The following is a 16,807-nucleotide window of genomic DNA, read 5'->3' as shown; positions in this document are numbered from 1 at the left end:
GGCGTGACCGCCGGCACTAGGACTTGACGATGGCAACCACGCTCAACCCCTCCGAAATCAGCGAACTGATCAAGAACCGCATCGAGAAGGTCAAGCTGGCCGCGGAATCGCGCAACGAAGGCACCGTGACCAGCGTGTCCGACGGCATCGTGCGCATCTTCGGTCTGGCCGACGTGATGCAGGGCGAAATGATCGAACTGCCGAACAACACCTTCGCCCTGGCCCTGAACCTGGAGCGCGACTCGGTCGGCGCCGTGGTCCTGGGTGATTACCAGCAGCTGCGCGAAGGCGACGTCGCCAAGACCACCGGTCGCATCCTGGAAGTGCCGGTCGGTCCGGAACTGCTCGGCCGCGTGGTGAACGCGCTGGGTGAGCCGATCGACGGCAAGGGCCCGATCGCCGCCAAGACCACCGCGCCGGTGGAGCGCGTTGCGCCGGGCGTGATCTGGCGCAAGTCGGTCGACCAGCCGGTGCAGACCGGTTACAAGTCGGTCGACTCGATGATCCCGATCGGCCGCGGCCAGCGCGAGCTGGTCATCGGTGACCGCCAGACCGGCAAGACCGCCCTGGCCATCGATGCGGTGATCAACCAGAAGGACACCGGCATCAAGTGCGTGTACGTCGCGATCGGCCAGAAGGCCTCGACCGTGGCCAACATCGTGCGCAAGCTCGAAGAAAACGGCGCCCTGGCGCACACCGTGGTGGTGGCTGCCACCGCGTCCGAGTCGGCTGCGATGCAGTACATCAGCGCCTACTCCGGCTGCACCATGGGTGAGTACTTCATGGACCGCGGCGAAGACGCGCTGATCGTGTACGACGATCTGTCCAAGCAGGCCGTGGCCTACCGCCAGATCTCGCTGCTGCTGAAGCGTCCGCCGGGCCGCGAAGCCTACCCGGGCGACGTGTTCTACCTGCACTCCCGCCTGCTCGAGCGCGCTGCCCGCGTGTCCGAAGAGTACGTGGAGAAGTTCACCAACGGCGCCGTCACGGGCAAGACCGGCTCGCTGACCGCGCTGCCGATCATCGAAACCCAGGCCGGTGACGTCTCGGCGTTCGTGCCGACCAACGTGATCTCGATCACCGACGGCCAGATCTTCCTGGAAACCGACCTGTTCAACTCGGGCATCCGCCCGGCCGTGAACGCCGGTATCTCGGTGTCGCGCGTCGGTGGTGCGGCCCAGACCAAGATCATCAAGAAGCTGTCCGGCGGCATCCGTATCTCGCTGGCCCAGTACCGCGAGCTGGCTGCGTTCGCGCAGTTCGCCTCGGACCTGGACGAAGCCACCCGCAAGCAGCTCGAGCGCGGCCAGCGCGTCACCGAGCTGATGAAGCAGAAGCAGTACGCGCCGATGTCCATCGCCAACCAGGCGCTGTCGATCTACGCCGTCAACGAGGGTTACCTCGACGACGTGCCGGTCAACAAGCTGCTGGCGTTCGAAGAAGGCCTGCACGCGCACTTCGCCAACACCCAGGGCGAGCTGATCGGCAAGGTCAACGCCACCGGCGGCTGGGACAACGACATCGAAGCGGCCTTCAAGAAGGGCATCGCCGAGTTCAAGACCACCGGCAGCTGGTAATACCGGTCCTGTAGCGCGGAGCGTTGCTCCGCCGGGCTGAAAGCAGCGGAGCATGGCTCCGCTCTACGTCAAACGCGGGGCATGTGCCCCGCGCCACGGGAATAAGAGATGGCAAGCGGTCGCGAAATCAAAACCAAGATCAAAAGCGTGCAGAACACCCGCAAGGTGACCCGTGCGCTGGAGATGGTCTCGGCCTCCAAGATCCGCAAGGCGCAGGAGCGGATGAAGACGTCGCGTCCGTATGCGCAGGCGATGAAGCAGGTGATCGGCCACCTGGCCCAGGCCAGCACCGATTACCAGCATCCGTTCCTGGTCCAGCGTGACGAGGTCAAGCGGGTCGGCTACATCGTGATCTCGTCCGACCGCGGCCTGGCCGGCGGCCTGAACAACAACCTGTTCCGCAAGATGCTCGGCGAAGTCCGCGAGTGGCAGGACAAGGGCGCGGACATCGACGTGGTCACCATCGGCCAGAAGGCATCCACCTTCTTCCGCCGGGTCAAGGTGGACATGGTCGGCAGCGTCACCCACATGGGCGACGTCCCGCACCTGGAACAGCTGATCGGCGTGATCAAGGTGATGCTCGATGCCTTCACCTCGGGCAAGGTCGACCGCGTCTACCTGGTCTACAACCGCTTCATCAACACCATGACCCAGAAGGCCAGCTTCGACCAGCTGCTGCCGTTGCCGGCCGCTGAGAAGCAGGTCGCGCACCACGACTGGGACTACCTGTACGAACCCGATGCCGCGACCGTGCTCGAGCACGTGATGACGCGTTACATCGAATCGCTGGTGTACCAGGCCGTGCTGGAAAACGTGGCGTCCGAGCACGCGGCCCGCATGGTGGCGATGAAGTCGGCAAGCGACAACGCGAACAAGCTGATCGGCACCCTGCAGCTCGTCTACAACAAGGCGCGCCAGGCAGCGATCACCCAGGAAATCTCCGAAATCGTCGGCGGCGCGGCAGCAGTCTGACGCGCACAGTCAAAGCACACATTAGAGGATTGCAGCAATGAGTCAGGGCAAGATCGTTCAGATCATCGGCGCCGTCGTCGACGTCGAATTCCCCCGCGAGTCGGTGCCGAAGGTGTACCACGCGCTGAAGGTGGACAACACCGAAATCACGCTGGAAGTGCAGCAGCAGCTGGGTGACGGCGTTGTCCGCTGCATCGCGCTGGGCTCCACCGACGGCCTGAAGCGCAACCTGGTCGCCACCAACACCGAACGCGCCATCTCGGTGCCGGTCGGTGCAGGCACCCTGGGCCGCATCATGGACGTGCTGGGCCGTCCGATCGACGAAGCCGGCCCGGTGGCCGCCAGCGACAGCTGGGAAATCCACCGCGAAGCGCCGTCGTACGAAGACCAGTCCCCGGCCACCGAGCTGCTGGAAACCGGCATCAAGGTCATCGACCTGATGTGCCCGTTCGCCAAGGGCGGCAAGGTCGGCCTGTTCGGCGGCGCCGGCGTCGGCAAGACCGTCAACATGATGGAACTGATCAACAACATCGCCAAGGCGCACAGCGGCCTGTCCGTGTTCGCCGGCGTGGGCGAGCGTACCCGTGAGGGCAACGACTTCTACCACGAGATGAAGGACTCCAACGTCCTGGACAAGGTCGCGATGGTGTACGGCCAGATGAACGAGCCGCCGGGCAACCGTCTGCGCGTCGCCCTGACCGGCCTGACCATGGCCGAGTACTTCCGCGACGAGAAGGACGAGAACGGCAAGGGCAAGGACGTGCTGCTGTTCGTGGACAACATCTACCGCTACACCCTGGCCGGTACCGAAGTGTCGGCACTGCTGGGTCGCATGCCGTCGGCAGTGGGCTACCAGCCGACCCTGGCCGAGGAAATGGGCGTCCTGCAGGAGCGCATCACCTCGACCAAGAATGGCTCGATCACCTCGATCCAGGCCGTCTACGTGCCGGCCGATGACTTGACCGATCCGTCGCCCGCCACCACCTTCGCCCACCTGGATTCGACCGTGACCCTGTCGCGTTCGATCGCCTCGCTGGGTATCTACCCGGCCGTGGATCCGCTGGATTCGACCAGCCGCCAGATGGACCCGCTGGTCATCGGCCACGAGCATTACGACACCGCCCAGCGTGTCCAGCAGACCTTGCAGAAGTACAAGGAACTGAAGGACATCATCGCCATCCTGGGCATGGACGAACTGTCCGAAGAAGACAAGCAGGCCGTGTCGCGCGCCCGCAAGATCGAGCGCTTCTTCAGCCAGCCGTTCCACGTGGCCGAAGTGTTCACCGGCTCGCCGGGCAAGTACGTGTCGCTGAAGGACACCATCCGTGGCTTCAAGGCCATCGTCGATGGCGAGTACGACCACCTGCCGGAGCAGGCGTTCTACATGGTCGGCAGCATCGAAGAAGCGGTCGAGAAGGCCAAGAAGATGGCCGAGAAGGCCTGATGCGGCAGGGACGGGCACACGCCCGTCCCGACCGTGACACGGGGTGGGCCTGCGCCCACCGCTGCGGAATCCCTGCGGTGGGTCCAACCCGCCCCCTAGCGAAGAGAGTTACATGAGCACCATCCGTTGCGACATCGTCAGCGCCGAGCAGGAAATCTTCCGTGGTGAGGCGACCCTGGTCGTGGCCACCGGCGAGCTGGGCGAGCTGGGCATCGCGCCCAAGCACGCCCCGCTGATCACCCGCCTGAAGCCGGGCAAGGTGGTAGTGACCACGCCGAATGGCGAGCAGCTGGATTTCGCCATTTCCGGCGGCATCCTCGAGGTGCAGCCGCAGGTCGTGACCGTGCTGGCCGACACCGCCATCCGCGCCCAGGACATCGACGAAGCCTCGGTCCGCAAGGCCAAGGAAGAAGCCGAGCGCATCCTGGCCAACCGTGGTGAAGCGATGGAAGTGGCCGAGGCGCAGCAGAAGCTGGCCGAGGCGGTCGTGCAGCTGCAGGCGCTGGAGCGTCTGCGCAAGACCCTCAAGCACTGAGGCCTGCAGCAGCAGTGACACCCGACGACGCCGGCATCTTGCCGGCGTTGTTGTTTGGGGTTTCGGCAACGGAGTAGCGCATGCAGCAGCGGCAGACCGAGGTGGGCATCCCGGGGCGGCGCCATCGCGTGCTGGCCAGTACCGAGGCGTGCCTGATCGCGCTCTGGGCGCTGTTGTGCCTGCCCTGGCTGCTGGGCCTGCGGATCATCCCCTTCGATGCCGCCCAGCAGTTCTTTCCCGCGGTCAGCTTCGTGGCCCAGCAGTGGCTGCACGGGGAGGCGGCCTGGTGGAACCCGTACCTGTACGGCGGCTACCCGCAGGTGGCCGACCCGCAGATGATGAGCTTCCAGCCCAGCGTGCTGCTGCCGATGCTGCTGGCGCCCACCTCGCTGCACGGGTTCACCGTGGTGGTGCTGCTGCACGTGCTGGGCGGTGGCATCGGCAGCGTGCGCCTGGCCCGCCATTACGGCCTGGCGCGCGCGCCGCAGTTGGTGTTCGCGCTGGTGATGATGTTCGGCGCGGTCGCCGCCTCGCGCCTGCAGCACACGCCGATGATCGTCAGCTTCAGCTATCTGCCGTGGCTGTGGCTGGGCCTGTCGCGACTGCGCCGGCAGGGGCGCATGCGCGATGCGCTGCTGGCCGGCGTGAGCGGCGGGCTGTGCGCGCTGCAGTTGACCCAGGTCACGTACCTCATCGTGCTTGGCTGCGCGCTGTATGCGCTGGCGGCGGTGGTGCGTGCACCGCCGGGGCGACGCGGGCGGATCCTGCTCGGGGTCGTGGCCACCGCCACGCTGGCGGCGTTGATCAGCGCACCGCAGTGGTTGTCGACGCTGGCATGGTTGCCGTCCACCAACCGCAGCGTGATCACGCTGGCGACCAGCGTTGGCGGTGGCATCCACTGGCAGACGCTGGCCACGCTGTTGTCGGGCAATGTCTTCGAGCAGGGCCGCGGCCACTACTGGGGCCCGGGCGACATCACCCAGGATTACCTCTACCTGGGCGCGGTGCCGCTGGCGCTGTGGCTGGGGTGGGGCGCGGCGGTGGTGCGCGCGCAGCCGTGGCGGGCGCGCATCGCGCTGGCGGTGATCGTGCTCGCCGTGGCGTGGGCGTTGGGCGGGCGGACGCCACTGTTCCCGTGGTTGTTCACCTGGTTGCCGGGCCTGGACCTGTTCCGGCGGCCGGCCGATGCGCTGTTCGCGGTGGTGCCGGCAGCGGCCTGGCTGGCCGCGCAGGCGCTGCAGCAGGCGCGCATGGGATCGGGCATGCGCCCGCACTGGCCGTCGCTGCTGGCCATCGGCGTGCTGGTACTGATGACCCTGCGCTGGGTGCTGCCGGCGCATCCGGCGGCGCTCGCCTGGCTGCTGGTGAGCGGCATCCTGATGGGGCTGGCCGTGCGCGCTGCCACGCGCCCCAGCGCGGCGATGGTGCTGGCCGTGCTGGTGGTGGACATGCTGCTGTTCAACGTCGGCACCGACGTCAACACCGGCAGCGCGACCAAATCGGTGCTCGATGGCGATCGCGATGGTCCCGCTCAACGCGCCTATCGCCTGTTGGCCGCGCAACGCGGCGACGGCATCCCGGACCGCGCGGCGGTGTTCGGCCTGCGCGCGCTGACCAACGGCGCCAGCGTGCAGCGGCTGGCGCTGGTCAACGGCTACAACCCGATGATCGATGCGCGTTACTTGCAGGCGGTGGGCATGCCTGGCGAGCCACCGACGCGCGTGCAGGACAAACCCGCCACGGCGTGGACACCGGACTGGGAGGCGCCGCTGTACGACCTGCTGGGACTACGCTGGCAGATGGCGACCGCGCCGTTCCCGGGCAGCAGCGGCGACGGCGTCCTGTTCGTTGCCGAGCGCACGAGCGTGCTGCCGCGCCTCCTCGTCCCGCGCAGCGTGCGGCGGCACGCCGGGGCACTACCCGATCCGCAGGCCTTCGCCGCCACCGACTTCCGTCAGCAGCTGTGGTTGCCGGCGGATGCACGCAGCCCCTGCGCCGAGGTGCAGGCCGGTCGGGTGCGGATCGCCGCGGTCCACTACCAGCCGGCCGGGCTGCGCGTGGCCTACCAGGCCGATGCACCTGCATGGGTGGTGATCAACGAAGTGCACGCACCGGGCTGGCGGGCGCAGGCCGACGGCGAGGACGTGCCGGTGTTGCGCGCCAATGGCCTGTTCCGCGCGGTATGCGTACCTGCCGGCGCGCACGTGCTGCAGCTTCGTTATGGTCCGCTCGCGCTATGGAAGGATGGACTGCTGCCTGCGCACTAGCCGGGCAGGGCCAGGCGCTCAGCGATAGACCAGGCGCCGCATCGCCAGGAACGACACCGCCGCCAACCCACCCTCGACCAGCGGCTTGGCCAGCCATGCATACGTCAGGCCCAGCTGACTGGCGGCCAGGCTCACCAGCACCGTGCTGATCGCGGTCAACACCGCCCACAGCGCCAGGAAGCGCGCGAACCGCTGCCAGCCCAGCCGATGCTGGCCGTCGCGGGCGAAGGTGTGCCGGCCGTTGAGCCAGAACCCCAGCAGCATGCCGCATACCCGGCCGAGCAGGTTGGCCGGCGACACCGGCATGCCCAGCGCGGTGGCGGCCACGAACACGGCCCAGTCCACCCCGAGCTGGATCAGGCCGATGACGATGTAACTGGCGCCTTGGCGGATCAGGCTCACGAACGCTACCGATGGGGAGAAGGCGGCATGTTAACCCCACTCGTTCTAGAATCCACGCCACTACCAACGAACGCTGCGTTGCCCCATGACCCAAGCCCTGCACGTCATCATCCTCGCCGCCGGTGCCGGCAAACGCATGAAGTCGGCCCTGCCCAAGGTGCTGCAGCCGATCGCCGGCCGGCCGATGCTGGCCCACGTGATCGATGCCGCGCGTGCGCTGCAACCCGATGCGATCCACGTGGTCTACGGGCACGGTGGCGAGGCGGTGCGCGAGGCGTTTGCCGACCAGGGCGACCTGGTCTGGGCCAAGCAGGCCGAGCAGCTGGGTACGGGCCACGCGGTGCAGCAGGCCATGCCGAACGTGCCCGACGCGGCCACCGTGCTGGTGCTGTACGGCGACGTGCCGATGATCCGCGCCGACACCCTGCGCCACCTGCTCTCGCAGCCGGGCCGGCTGGCGGTGCTGGTGGCCGAGGTCGCCAACCCGACCGGCTACGGCCGTATCGTGCGCAACGCCGAGGGTCGCGTGGCCGCGATCGTGGAACAGAAGGATGCCAGCGACGAGCAGCTGGCGATCCGGACCATCAACACCGGCATCATCACCGCCGAGTCGACCGCGCTGCGCACCTGGTTGTCGCAGCTGTCCAACAGCAATGCGCAGGGCGAGTACTACCTCACCGACGTGTTCGCCGCCGCGTCGCACGACTACACCCCGGCCGACATGGCCTTCGTCGAGGATGCCCAGGAAGCCGAGGGCGCCAACGATCCGTGGCAGCTGGCCCAGCTCGAGCGCGCCTGGCAGCTGCGCGCGGTGCGTGCGCTGTGCGCGCAGGGTGCGCGCGTGCTGGACCCGGCACGGCTGGACATCCGCGGCACCGTGGTCGTCGGCAGCGATGTGCAGCTCGACGTCAACGTGATCCTGGAAGGTCACGTCGAGCTGGGCGATGGCGTCAGCATCGGTGCGTTCACCCGGCTCAAGGATGTCCGCCTGGCGGCAGGTACGGTGGTCAAGCCGCATTGCGACCTGGACGGGGTGGTCAGCGAAGGCGCGGCCGATATCGGGCCGTTCGCGCGGCTGCGCCCGGGCACGGTGCTCGCCGCCGGCAGCCACGTGGGCAACTTCGTGGAAACCAAGAAGGTCACCCTGGGGCCGGGCAGCAAGGCCAACCACCTGACCTACCTGGGCGATGCAGTGATCGGTGCGCGGGTCAACATCGGCGCGGGCACCATCACCTGCAACTACGACGGGGTGAACAAGTCGCAGACCACCATCGGCGACAACGCCTTCATCGGCTCCAACAGCGCGTTGGTGGCGCCGGTGGTGATCGGCGAGGGCGCGACCATCGCGGCCGGATCGGTGGTCACCCGCCATGCGCCGGACGGCAAGCTGACGGTGGCGCGTGCGCGGCAGGAAACCATCGAAGGCTGGAAGCGCCCGGTGAAGAAAACCTGATCCCGCTGATGGCCGTTGGCCGGCCATCGGCCGATGCCGGATTGAGGCGGTTGCCGGCCAGCGGCCGGCCCTCCCGGGGCATGCCGCCGCGCGGCTGCCAGCCGCGCGTCAGGCGCTGGGCAGGAAGATCGCCACGCACAGGCCGCCTTCGCGGCGGTTCTGCAGCGAGATGCGGCCGCCGTGGGCTTCGACGATTTCTCGGGTGAGCGCCAGCCCGAGCCCGGTGCCATTGCGCTTGGTCGAATAGAACGGCATCAACGCATTCTGCAGCACCGCCTCGTTCATGCCCCGGCCGCGGTCCAGCACTTCCAGGCGCAGCCACTGCGGCAGCCGGGTCAGCCGCACCTGGACGTCGTCGTTGGGCGGTTCGGCTTCGCCGCAGGCTTCGTGCGCGTTTTTGAGCAGGTTCAACAGCGCCTGGCCCAGCTGGGCGATATCGACCCGGCTGTGCACGTCGTCGCTGATCCCCTCCATGCGGAAGGGGATCTGGTGCTGCAGGCTGGTCAGGAACTGCAGCCACTGCACGTTCTGCAGTTGCGGCTGCGGCAGCTTGGCGAAACGCGCATAGCCGCGGATGAAGCCCTCCAGGTGCCGGGCGCGGTCCTCGATGGTGGTAAACACTTCTTCCAGGCGCCCGGTCTTGCCACGTCGTACCAGCTCGCCACCGGAATGGGCCAGCGAGGCGATCGGTGCCAGTGAGTTGTTGAGCTCGTGGCTGATCACCCGGATCACCTTCTTCCAGGTCTGCACTTCCTGGCGGCGCAGTTCGGCGGTCAGCAGGCGGATCAGCAGCAGGTCGTGCGGGCGGCCATTGAGATGGAAGTTGCGCCGCGACAGGTGGTAGACCTGCTCGTCCTCTTCATCGTCGCTGTCCTCGGCACGCACGGCGAACAGGCTGTCGCCCCCGCGCACGATCGCATCACGCAGTTCCACCGGCATGGTCTCCAGTACGTCCTGCATGCGCTGGCCTTCCAGTTTCCAGCCGTTGTGCAGCAGGCGGCGCGCGGCCAGGTTGGAGAACACCACCCGCTGGACGCCATCGCCGCCATTGGCCAGCAGCAGCATCGACACCGGGGTGTTCTGCACCATGGTGTCCAGCAACAGTTCGCGCTGGACCAGGCCCTGGCGCTGCTCGCGCAGCACGTCGCCGAGCTCGCGATGCGCCTTGACCAGGTCGCCGAGTTCATCGTTGCCCGGCCAGTACACGCCGAAGTTGTATTCGCCGTCGCGGTAGCTGCTGGTGGTGCCCGACAACGCGCGCAGCAGCGAGCGTACCGGCGCGGTGGCGCGGCGCAGACTCCACCACATCAGCGACAGCAGCACGACCGCCGAGACCAGGGTGATCAGCCAGCCGTGGTCCAGCCAATAGGCCAGGTACCACGGGAATGCCGCCGCCAGCGCCAGCACCGGCAGCAGGCGCAGGAACAGACGGAGGGTGAACGAGCCTCGCTTCATTCGCGGGGGATGCCGTGGCGGTCCATGCGCCGGTACAGCGCCTGGCGGCTCAGCCCGAGTTCGGCGGCGGTCTGGGCGATGATGCCGTGGTTGCGGGCCAGCGCCGCCTCGATGTGGCTGCGGTCCGGGTCGGCGGCCGGGCTGGCCGGGCGCGGTGCGCTGGCGGCACGCGGCAGGTTGAGGTCGGCCACCTCGATGCGTGGGCCGGCGGCGAGCAACTCGGCGCGCTGCAGCACGTTGCGCAGTTCGCGCACGTTGCCCGGCCACGCATGCCGTTGCAGGGCGGTGGCGGCCGCGGTCGACAGCGGCTTGTCGCCCTCCAGGAAGCGTTCGGCCAGCGGCAGGATGTCGCCGGGGCGTTCGGCCAGCGGCGGCAGCGCAAGCTCCACGGTGTTGAGCCGGTAGTAGAGATCTTCGCGGAACTGCCCGTCGCGGATCATCGCGGGCAGGTCGGCATTGGTGGCGCTGATCACCCGCACCTTGACCTGGCGCTCGCGGTTGGAGCCGAGCCGCTCGAAGCGCCCGGTTTCGAGCACGCGCAGCAGCTTCATCTGCCCGCCCAGCGACAGGTTGCCGATTTCATCGAGGAACAGGGTGCCGCCATCGGCGGCCTCGAACTTGCCCTCGCGCGCCTTGTTGGCGCCGGTATAGGCGCCGGCCTCGCTGCCGAACAGCTCGGCCTCGATCAGCTCGGCGGGAATGGCGCCGCAGTTGAGCGCGACGAACGCCCCATTGGCCACCAGCGAATTGGCCTGGATGATCTCGGCGATCTTCTCCTTGCCGGCGCCGTTGGGGCCGGTGATCAACACCGGCAGTGCCGAGCGCGCGACCTGGCAGGCCAGGTTCACCACCCGTTCGCTGGCCGGGTCGGCCACGACCGCGCCGCGCAGGTCATAGCGGGCTTCCAGCGCCGAGCGCTCGCGTTGCTCGCGGTCGCGGCGGCGGTCCAGCTCGCGGCGGGTCTCGGACAGTTCCAGCAGGTTGTTGACCGTCACCAGCAGCTTGCGGTCGTCCCAAGGCTTGGCCAGGTAGTCGGCGGCACCGGCGCGGACCAGGTCCACCGCGCTGCTCAGGTGCGTCCACGCGGTCAGCAGGATCACCGGCAGGTCGGGATGACGTGCGCGGATCTTGCCGAACAGGGCCTCGCCTTCCTCGCCGGAGGTGGTGTCCTCCGTGAAGTTCATGTCCTGGATCACCAGGTCCACCGGCTGCTGCTCCAGCAGCGCCAGCCCGGCGTCCGGCGACAGCGCGTGCAGCGTGTCGATGTCGTGCAGCGAAAACAGCACGTCCAGTGCGGTGCCGACGCTGGCGTTGTCGTCAATGATCAGGATCGAAGGCATGCGTCGGCAGGCAAAGAGGGAATGTGGACAGGCAGAGAGTACCGGAGCGCAGGGCCGGCGGGCAGCCGGCCCTGCGTGCAGGCTCAGTTGCCCGGGCGCGGCGGCGGCGGTGGCGGCGCCGGGGGAGCCGGCGGGGCGGGCGGCAGCACCTTGCCCCATGCGGCCGGGTCGATGCTGACGGTCACCTGGTTGCCCTTGCGCAGCACCGTCATCGGGACCTGCGACCGGCTGCTGGCGGCCAGGTAGCCGGTGAGGTCGTCGATGCTGCGCACCGGCTTGCCGTCGATGCGCAGGATCCGGTCGCCGCTGCGCGCGCCGAAGTAGTTGGCCGGCTCGGTGGTGGTGACGCGGACGATGCCCTGGCTGGCATCCACGACCAGGTGATGGTCGCCTTCGCGCCATTCCAGGCGCCCGGTCTCGGTGGGGGTGGGGGTGGTGGCGGCCAGCGCGGGGGCGCTGGCCAGCAGGAAGGACAGTACGAGGGTGGAGAGGACGGTCTTGCGCATATCAGGCACTCCGGGTGGCGACGGCGGGAGGAACGGCGGCGGCACGACGGGCCGGGCCGAAGACGGCGATCTGGCCGAGCAGCCACAGCAGCACCGCGCCGATCGGCAGGTAGCTGATGGGCATGCGCGGCAGCTCGTAGTTGTTCATCAGGTACAGGTTGATCGTGTAGGCCATCAACATGCCGAGCACGATGCCGACCGTGGCCAGCAGGAAGTTCTCGGTCTGGAAGTAGCGCAGGATCTGCCCGCGGGTGGCGCCCAGCGCACGCCGGATGCCGATCTGCTTGGTGCGCTGCTGCACCCAGAAGCTGGCCAGGCCGACGATGCCCAGTGCGGTCACCACCAGCAGTGCCACGCAGACGGTGATCAGCAGGCCGACCATCGCCCGATCGTTGGCGAAGTACTTGTTGCGGGTCTCCTCATAGGTGACCTTGGCGCGTACCAGGCGGCTGGAGTCCACCCGTTCCAGCGCGGCCACGGCGGCCTTGAGGACCTCATCGCGGCGCGCCGGATCGGTGACCCGGATCAGGTAGAAGCCCATGTCGTAGGACATGCGCACCGGCAGCATCATCGAGTGCTGGGTGTTGCCCTCGACCCGGCTGGGACGGCCCAGTTCCTTGACCACGCCGGTCACCCGCAGCGGCATGCGCCCGCTGTAGACGGTCTTGCCCAGCGCGTCGCCGTCGGGATACAGCTTGTCGGCGGCGGACTTGCTCAGGATCACCGAGCTGCCCTTGGTTTCCGATTCGGGGTCGTTGGCCACCTCGTCGTATTCGCGGTATTCGCCGGGCTGGAAGTCGGCGCCGGCGATCAACTCGACGCCCAGCGTGTCCAGCGTGCCTTCGCGAGCGAAGTACTGTGCGGCGCTCAGCGTCGGGCGCTCCTGGTCGGGAACACGCGACAGGCTGCTGTTCCAGGAGTTGCGGCGGAACGGCAGCTGGTTGATCGCCACCGCGCTCTTCACCCCGGGGATGCCACGCAGCGCGGCCAGGTCCTCGCGGGTGCGGGCCTCGACGTTGACCTGCTTGCCGATGCCACCCAGACGCACCTCCAGCAGCTCTTTCTCGGCGATGCCGCTGGGCTGGCTGATGGTGTCGATGCGCTGCCCGATCAGGAACAGCGCGTTGCAGACGATCGCGCAGGTGAGCGCGATTTCCAGCACGATCAAGGCGGCGGCGGTCTTGTGCCGGCGCAGCGTGGTGAGGATGGGACGGATATCCATGATGTGCTCCGGATCCTTACTGCGTTTTGAGTTGGATGGCGGGCGTGACCTGCATGGCGCGCAGCGCCGGCAGGAACCCGGCCAGCAGGCTGGCGATCAGCGTCAGGCCCAGGGTCAGCAGCAGCATCTGTCCATCCAGGGTGGCCAACTTGGCGTAGTCCACCGGCTGCTGGCGCACCGCGTACAGTCCGATCAAGGCCAGTACCAGGCCGAGCAGGCCACCGGCCAGGCCGACCGTGCCGGCTTCCACCAGCGACTGCAGGAAGATCTGCCCACGGCTGGCGCCGAGGGCGCGGCGCACGCCGATCTCGCCGCTGCGACGCAGGAACTTGGCCAGCAGCAGGCCCACGGTGTTGATCAGGCAGACCAGCAGGAAGCCCATCGCCAGCCACAACTGCAGGCGTACGTCGCTGGGCACCACCTGCTTGTAGTCCAGCCACTCCATCACGTTGCGCAGGCGCACGTTGGACGGGCGCTGGAAGCGACCCGCGGCCTTCTGCTGCGACGAGTAGTTTTCCAGGTAGGCGCGGTAGTCCGCCGCGTCGCTGGCCGAGGGCAGTTCCACCCAGTACTGCAGCCAGGTGCAGGGGGCATTGACCGCGGTCTCATCGCCGTTGCTGTTGCCCCAGCAGTTCATGTTGCCATTGCGGCCGAGCTTGAGATCCATCGCCGTGGAGAAGGGCAGGTAGACGTCTTCGCTGCTGCCGTAGCGCCCGGTTTCCAGGTCGTAGAAGTGCGGGTTCGGGTTCCACTCGTCGAGCACGCCGACCACGGTGAACGTGTTGCCGTCCATCCGGATCGCCTTGCCGGTGCTGTCGGCGCCATCGAACAGCTTCTGGTTGAGCGTGTGCGAGATCACCGCGACCCGGGCATGGCCATCGTCATCGGCGACCGGCCAGCCACGGCCATACTGGAAGGGCGTGTCGAACATCGCGAAGAAGTCGGTGGAGGTGTAGCGCGCGTCGGTGTCGAACGGGCGCAGCGAGGCCTTGTCCGGTTCCACCGTCACGCCGCCGCCGGTCATCATCGCCTGGCGCTTGGCTTGCCGCTCGCGCAGCAGTGCTTCGCCGTCGAAGCGGGTCACCTGGTCCTCCGGCTCTTCGCCGGCCTGGTAGCCGAGCATCGGCCGCGGGTCCACCTGCACGGCGAACAGGCGGTCGCTCTTCTGCGGGATGGGATCGCCGGACAGCACGTGGAACACGGTGAGCGTGGTCATCGACGCGCCGATGCCCAGGCCGATGGCGATCACCATCAGCGCGGTCAGTATCTTGTTGCGCCGGAAGCTGCGCAGCGCCAGTCGAAAATAGTAGGCGAGCATGGTGGGCCTCAGTCGTTGGCGGTGGCGACAACAGCGCGCGGGGTGGCCAGCACCGGCTCACGCACCAGGTCGGTGGCCTGGCCATCGACGATGTGCACGTTGCGCTGGGCACGGGCGGCCAGCTCGGGGTCATGGGTGACCATCACGATGGTGGTGCCGGCGGCGTTGATTTCCTCCAGCAGTTCCATCACGCCACGGGCCATCTGGCTGTCCAGGTTGCCGGTGGGTTCATCGGCCAGCAGCAGGCGCGGGCTGCCCGCGAGCGCGCGTGCGATGGCCGCGCGCTGCTGCTGGCCGCCGGACAGCTCGGCCGGGTAGTGCTTCATGCGCGAGCCCAGGCCGACCTGGCCGAGCGCCTTCTCGATGCGCTGCTTGCGCTCGGCGGCCGGCATGCCGCGGTAGCGCAGCGGCACGTCGACGTTGTCGAACAGGTTGAGGTCGGAGATCAGGTTGAAGCCCTGGAAGATGAAGCCGATCTTCTGGTTGCGCAGGCGGCTGCGTGCATCGTCGCCGAGCGTGCTGACGTCCTGGCCATCGAGCAGGTAGGTGCCGCTGGTGAACGTTTCCAGCAGGCCGGCGATGTTGAGGAAGGTGGTCTTGCCCGAGCCGGACGGACCGGTCACGGCCACGAACTCGCCTTCGCGCACGTGCAGGTCGAGCGACCGCAGGGCATGGGTTTCCACCTGTTCGGTGCGGAACACTTTGGCGACCGAGCGCATCTCGAGCATGGCTGTTTTCCTTTGCAGTTCGTTGGGAGTATCAGTTGAGGGAGACCTGCTCGGCATCGCCGAACAGATCGCTGCCGGACACCACGACGCGATCGCCGGGTTGCAGGCCAGAGAGGATTTCCACTTCGCCCAGGCTGCTGACGCCGAGCTTGACCGGGCGGCGCACCGCGGTGCTGCCGTTCATGACGTAGGCCTGGCCGTTGCCCTGTTCGACGAACGGGCCGCGCTCGACCTTGAGCACGTTGCGGCGGGTATCGAGCACCACCCGTGCCTGCATGCGCTGGCTCTGGCGCAGGCCCTGCGGCTGCTTGTCCGAGAAGCGGATGCGGGCGTTGACCTCACCGGCCACCACTTCCGGGGAGACCGCGCTGATCTCGCCGGGGAACGGCTGGCCGTTGCCGCTGGTCAGCTGCGCCGGAATGCCGATGGCCAGGTCGCGGGCGAAGCTCTCCGGCACCTTGATCTCGATCTCGAAGCGCGACAGGTCGACCACGCCCAGGATGGGCGCGTTGGCGACCACATTGGTGTGCTGGGTGGCCTGCACCTGGCCGACCTGGCCGTCGAACGGTGCGCGCAGGGTCAGCGCATCCACCTGGCGCTGGACCTCGGCCACCACCGCCTTCTGGCGCTCGGCCAGCAGGTGCTTGTTGCGCGCGTCCAGGTCCGCGCCCTGGCCCTGCAGGCGCGCATCGGTCTGCGCGTTGGCCAACTGGATGTCGGCCTTCTTCAGGGTGTCGGTGGCCTTGGCCAGGTCGATCTGCGGCACGGCGCCGCCGTCGAAACCGCGCTGGTAGCGCTGCAGGTCGCGGTCGGCGGCCTGGCGTTCGATGCTGGCCTGGTCGGTTTCCTTGCGCGACTTGGCCCGCGCCAGCGTGGCATCCAGGTTGGCCCGGCTGGCTTCGGCTTCCAGGCCGGCCAGGGTGGCCTGTTCCTGGGCCAGCTTGCTGCGCAGCTCCGGGCTGTCGATCACCGCCAGCTCCTGGCCCTTCTTGACCACGTCGCCGGCCACGACCTTGAGGTCCACCGTCCCGGCGGAGATCGCATACAGGATCGGGCTGTTGGCCGCGATCACGCGTCCGTCGGCGGCGATGTCGCGCACCAGGTCGCCGCGCTTGACCTCGGCCACGCGCACGCGGCTGGCGTCGAAGGAACGGCTCGCGCCCAGCCAGGCGCGGGCGGCGAAGCCGATCGCGAGCAGGACCACCAGCGCGGCCAGGCCCGGCCACAGCCAGCGCTTCCACGGGGCTGCCGTGCCGGCAACGGAGAGGGTCTGGTCCTGGGCGGAAGTGTCGCGGATCATCGGGCTCGTTCGCGGTTGGGTTGCGGTGTACCAAGCAGATCCCGTGCCAAGTTTTGTGTCTGTCAAATCAATGGGTTGCGCGGGTGCCCGCGCTGTCCGGGTGTCCGCGGACAGCGGCCCGGACACTTTCGTTAAGCGGACAGCGGCGTCCCGGGCGTGGGCGCCACGCTAGAATGCGAGGCTCGATACCTGGGGTCAGAATCTATGTGCGGCATTGTGGGAGCGATCGCCGATCGCGACGTGGTACCGGTCCTCATCGAAGGCCTGAAGCGACTGGAATATCGCGGT

14 protein-coding genes are annotated in these 16,807 nt (G+C 68.0%); 6 read left to right on the top strand and 8 right to left on the bottom strand.

Annotation, left to right across the window (positions count from 1 at the left end; translation table 11 throughout):
- The first annotated feature begins 29 nt into the window (after positions 1-29).
- The 5 genes from atpA (at position 30) to AC06FD_RS12480 (ending at position 6,795) form a co-directional block, all read left to right on the top strand.
- Positions 30-1,577: a F0F1 ATP synthase subunit alpha gene (gene atpA, locus AC06FD_RS12500; RefSeq protein ID WP_259209681.1), complete on the top strand. Its 1,548-nt coding sequence runs from the start codon at positions 30-32 to the stop codon at positions 1,575-1,577.
- A 108-nt stretch (positions 1,578-1,685) separates the two neighbouring features.
- Positions 1,686-2,549: a F0F1 ATP synthase subunit gamma gene (atpG, locus tag AC06FD_RS12495; protein ID WP_259209679.1), complete on the top strand. Its 864-nt coding sequence runs from the start codon at positions 1,686-1,688 to the stop codon at positions 2,547-2,549.
- Between the two features lie 37 nt (positions 2,550-2,586).
- The gene (atpD, locus tag AC06FD_RS12490; protein ID WP_017354878.1) at positions 2,587-3,993 is read left to right on the top strand and encodes a F0F1 ATP synthase subunit beta; all 1,407 of its coding nucleotides are present in this window, start codon (positions 2,587-2,589) and stop codon (positions 3,991-3,993) included.
- Between the two features lie 112 nt (positions 3,994-4,105).
- A complete protein-coding gene (locus tag AC06FD_RS12485) occupies positions 4,106-4,528 on the top strand; it encodes a F0F1 ATP synthase subunit epsilon (RefSeq protein ID WP_005411127.1) in 423 nt (140 codons plus the stop codon).
- An 80-nt stretch (positions 4,529-4,608) separates the two neighbouring features.
- Complete coding sequence (locus tag AC06FD_RS12480) at positions 4,609-6,795, top strand: hypothetical protein (RefSeq protein WP_478077978.1); 2,187 nt, start codon at positions 4,609-4,611, stop codon at positions 6,793-6,795.
- Positions 6,796-6,813: 18 nt separating this feature from the next.
- Here AC06FD_RS12480 and AC06FD_RS12475 read toward each other — a convergent pair whose 3' ends face one another.
- Positions 6,814-7,197, bottom strand: a complete 384-nt coding sequence (locus tag AC06FD_RS12475; protein WP_259209647.1) for a GtrA family protein — start codon at positions 7,195-7,197, stop codon at positions 6,814-6,816.
- A gap of 85 nt (positions 7,198-7,282) precedes the next feature.
- Here AC06FD_RS12475 and glmU point away from each other — a divergent pair, with 85 nt between their 5' ends.
- Entirely contained in the window at positions 7,283-8,650 is a 1,368-nt protein-coding gene (gene glmU / locus AC06FD_RS12470; RefSeq protein WP_259209645.1) for a bifunctional UDP-N-acetylglucosamine diphosphorylase/glucosamine-1-phosphate N-acetyltransferase GlmU, read from the top strand.
- A gap of 108 nt (positions 8,651-8,758) precedes the next feature.
- On the opposite strand, the gene AC06FD_RS12465 is transcribed toward glmU, so the two are convergent.
- From AC06FD_RS12465 to AC06FD_RS12435, 7 genes are all read right to left on the bottom strand, one after another.
- The gene (locus AC06FD_RS12465) at positions 8,759-10,105 is read right to left on the bottom strand and encodes a sensor histidine kinase (protein ID WP_478077977.1); all 1,347 of its coding nucleotides are present in this window, start codon (positions 10,103-10,105) and stop codon (positions 8,759-8,761) included.
- Positions 10,102-11,445, bottom strand: coding sequence for a sigma-54-dependent transcriptional regulator (locus tag AC06FD_RS12460; protein ID WP_478077976.1), 1,344 nt, complete (start codon positions 11,443-11,445; stop codon positions 10,102-10,104). The genes AC06FD_RS12465 and AC06FD_RS12460 overlap by 4 nt, the downstream gene beginning before the upstream one ends.
- An 83-nt stretch (positions 11,446-11,528) precedes the next feature.
- Positions 11,529-11,951, bottom strand: coding sequence for a PDZ domain-containing protein (locus tag AC06FD_RS12455; RefSeq protein WP_478077975.1), 423 nt, complete (start codon positions 11,949-11,951; stop codon positions 11,529-11,531).
- 1 nt (position 11,952) lies between these two features.
- Positions 11,953-13,173, bottom strand: a complete 1,221-nt coding sequence (locus AC06FD_RS12450; protein ID WP_259209637.1) for an ABC transporter permease — start codon at positions 13,171-13,173, stop codon at positions 11,953-11,955.
- A 16-nt stretch (positions 13,174-13,189) separates the two neighbouring features.
- Positions 13,190-14,491 (bottom strand): ABC transporter permease, encoded by a 1,302-nt coding sequence (locus tag AC06FD_RS12445; RefSeq protein ID WP_478077974.1) that lies wholly within the window; start codon positions 14,489-14,491, stop codon positions 13,190-13,192.
- An 8-nt stretch (positions 14,492-14,499) separates the two neighbouring features.
- On the bottom strand, positions 14,500-15,219 hold the full coding sequence (locus AC06FD_RS12440) for an ABC transporter ATP-binding protein (protein ID WP_259209633.1): 720 nt from the start codon (positions 15,217-15,219) through the stop codon (positions 14,500-14,502).
- Positions 15,220-15,250: 31 nt separating this feature from the next.
- Entirely contained in the window at positions 15,251-16,519 is a 1,269-nt protein-coding gene (locus tag AC06FD_RS12435; protein ID WP_259209631.1) for an efflux RND transporter periplasmic adaptor subunit, read from the bottom strand.
- Positions 16,520-16,807: the final 288 nt, after the last annotated feature.

This window comes from Stenotrophomonas sp. Steno-Z1 (genome assembly GCF_056393175.1).
The sequence above is the reverse complement of the archived record's forward strand: the minus strand, read 5'-3'. Positions and strand labels throughout refer to the sequence as shown.

Coding starts and splice junctions, on each gene's coding strand:
- glmU (WP_259209645.1), top strand. CDS start 7,283: ATGACCCAAGCCCTGCACGTCATCATCCTCGCCGCCGGTGCCGGCAAA.
- atpG (WP_259209679.1), top strand. CDS start 1,686: ATGGCAAGCGGTCGCGAAATCAAAACCAAGATCAAAAGCGTGCAGAAC.
- AC06FD_RS12440 (WP_259209633.1), bottom strand. CDS start 15,219: ATGCTCGAGATGCGCTCGGTCGCCAAAGTGTTCCGCACCGAACAGGTG.
- atpA (WP_259209681.1), top strand. CDS start 30: ATGGCAACCACGCTCAACCCCTCCGAAATCAGCGAACTGATCAAGAAC.
- AC06FD_RS12480 (WP_478077978.1), top strand. CDS start 4,609: ATGCAGCAGCGGCAGACCGAGGTGGGCATCCCGGGGCGGCGCCATCGC.
- AC06FD_RS12450 (WP_259209637.1), bottom strand. CDS start 13,173: ATGGATATCCGTCCCATCCTCACCACGCTGCGCCGGCACAAGACCGCC.
- AC06FD_RS12485 (WP_005411127.1), top strand. CDS start 4,106: ATGAGCACCATCCGTTGCGACATCGTCAGCGCCGAGCAGGAAATCTTC.
- AC06FD_RS12455 (WP_478077975.1), bottom strand. CDS start 11,951: ATGCGCAAGACCGTCCTCTCCACCCTCGTACTGTCCTTCCTGCTGGCC.
- AC06FD_RS12445 (WP_478077974.1), bottom strand. CDS start 14,491: ATGCTCGCCTACTATTTTCGACTGGCGCTGCGCAGCTTCCGGCGCAAC.
- AC06FD_RS12465 (WP_478077977.1), bottom strand. CDS start 10,105: ATGAAGCGAGGCTCGTTCACCCTCCGTCTGTTCCTGCGCCTGCTGCCG.
- AC06FD_RS12435 (WP_259209631.1), bottom strand. CDS start 16,519: ATGATCCGCGACACTTCCGCCCAGGACCAGACCCTCTCCGTTGCCGGC.
- atpD (WP_017354878.1), top strand. CDS start 2,587: ATGAGTCAGGGCAAGATCGTTCAGATCATCGGCGCCGTCGTCGACGTC.
- AC06FD_RS12460 (WP_478077976.1), bottom strand. CDS start 11,445: ATGCCTTCGATCCTGATCATTGACGACAACGCCAGCGTCGGCACCGCA.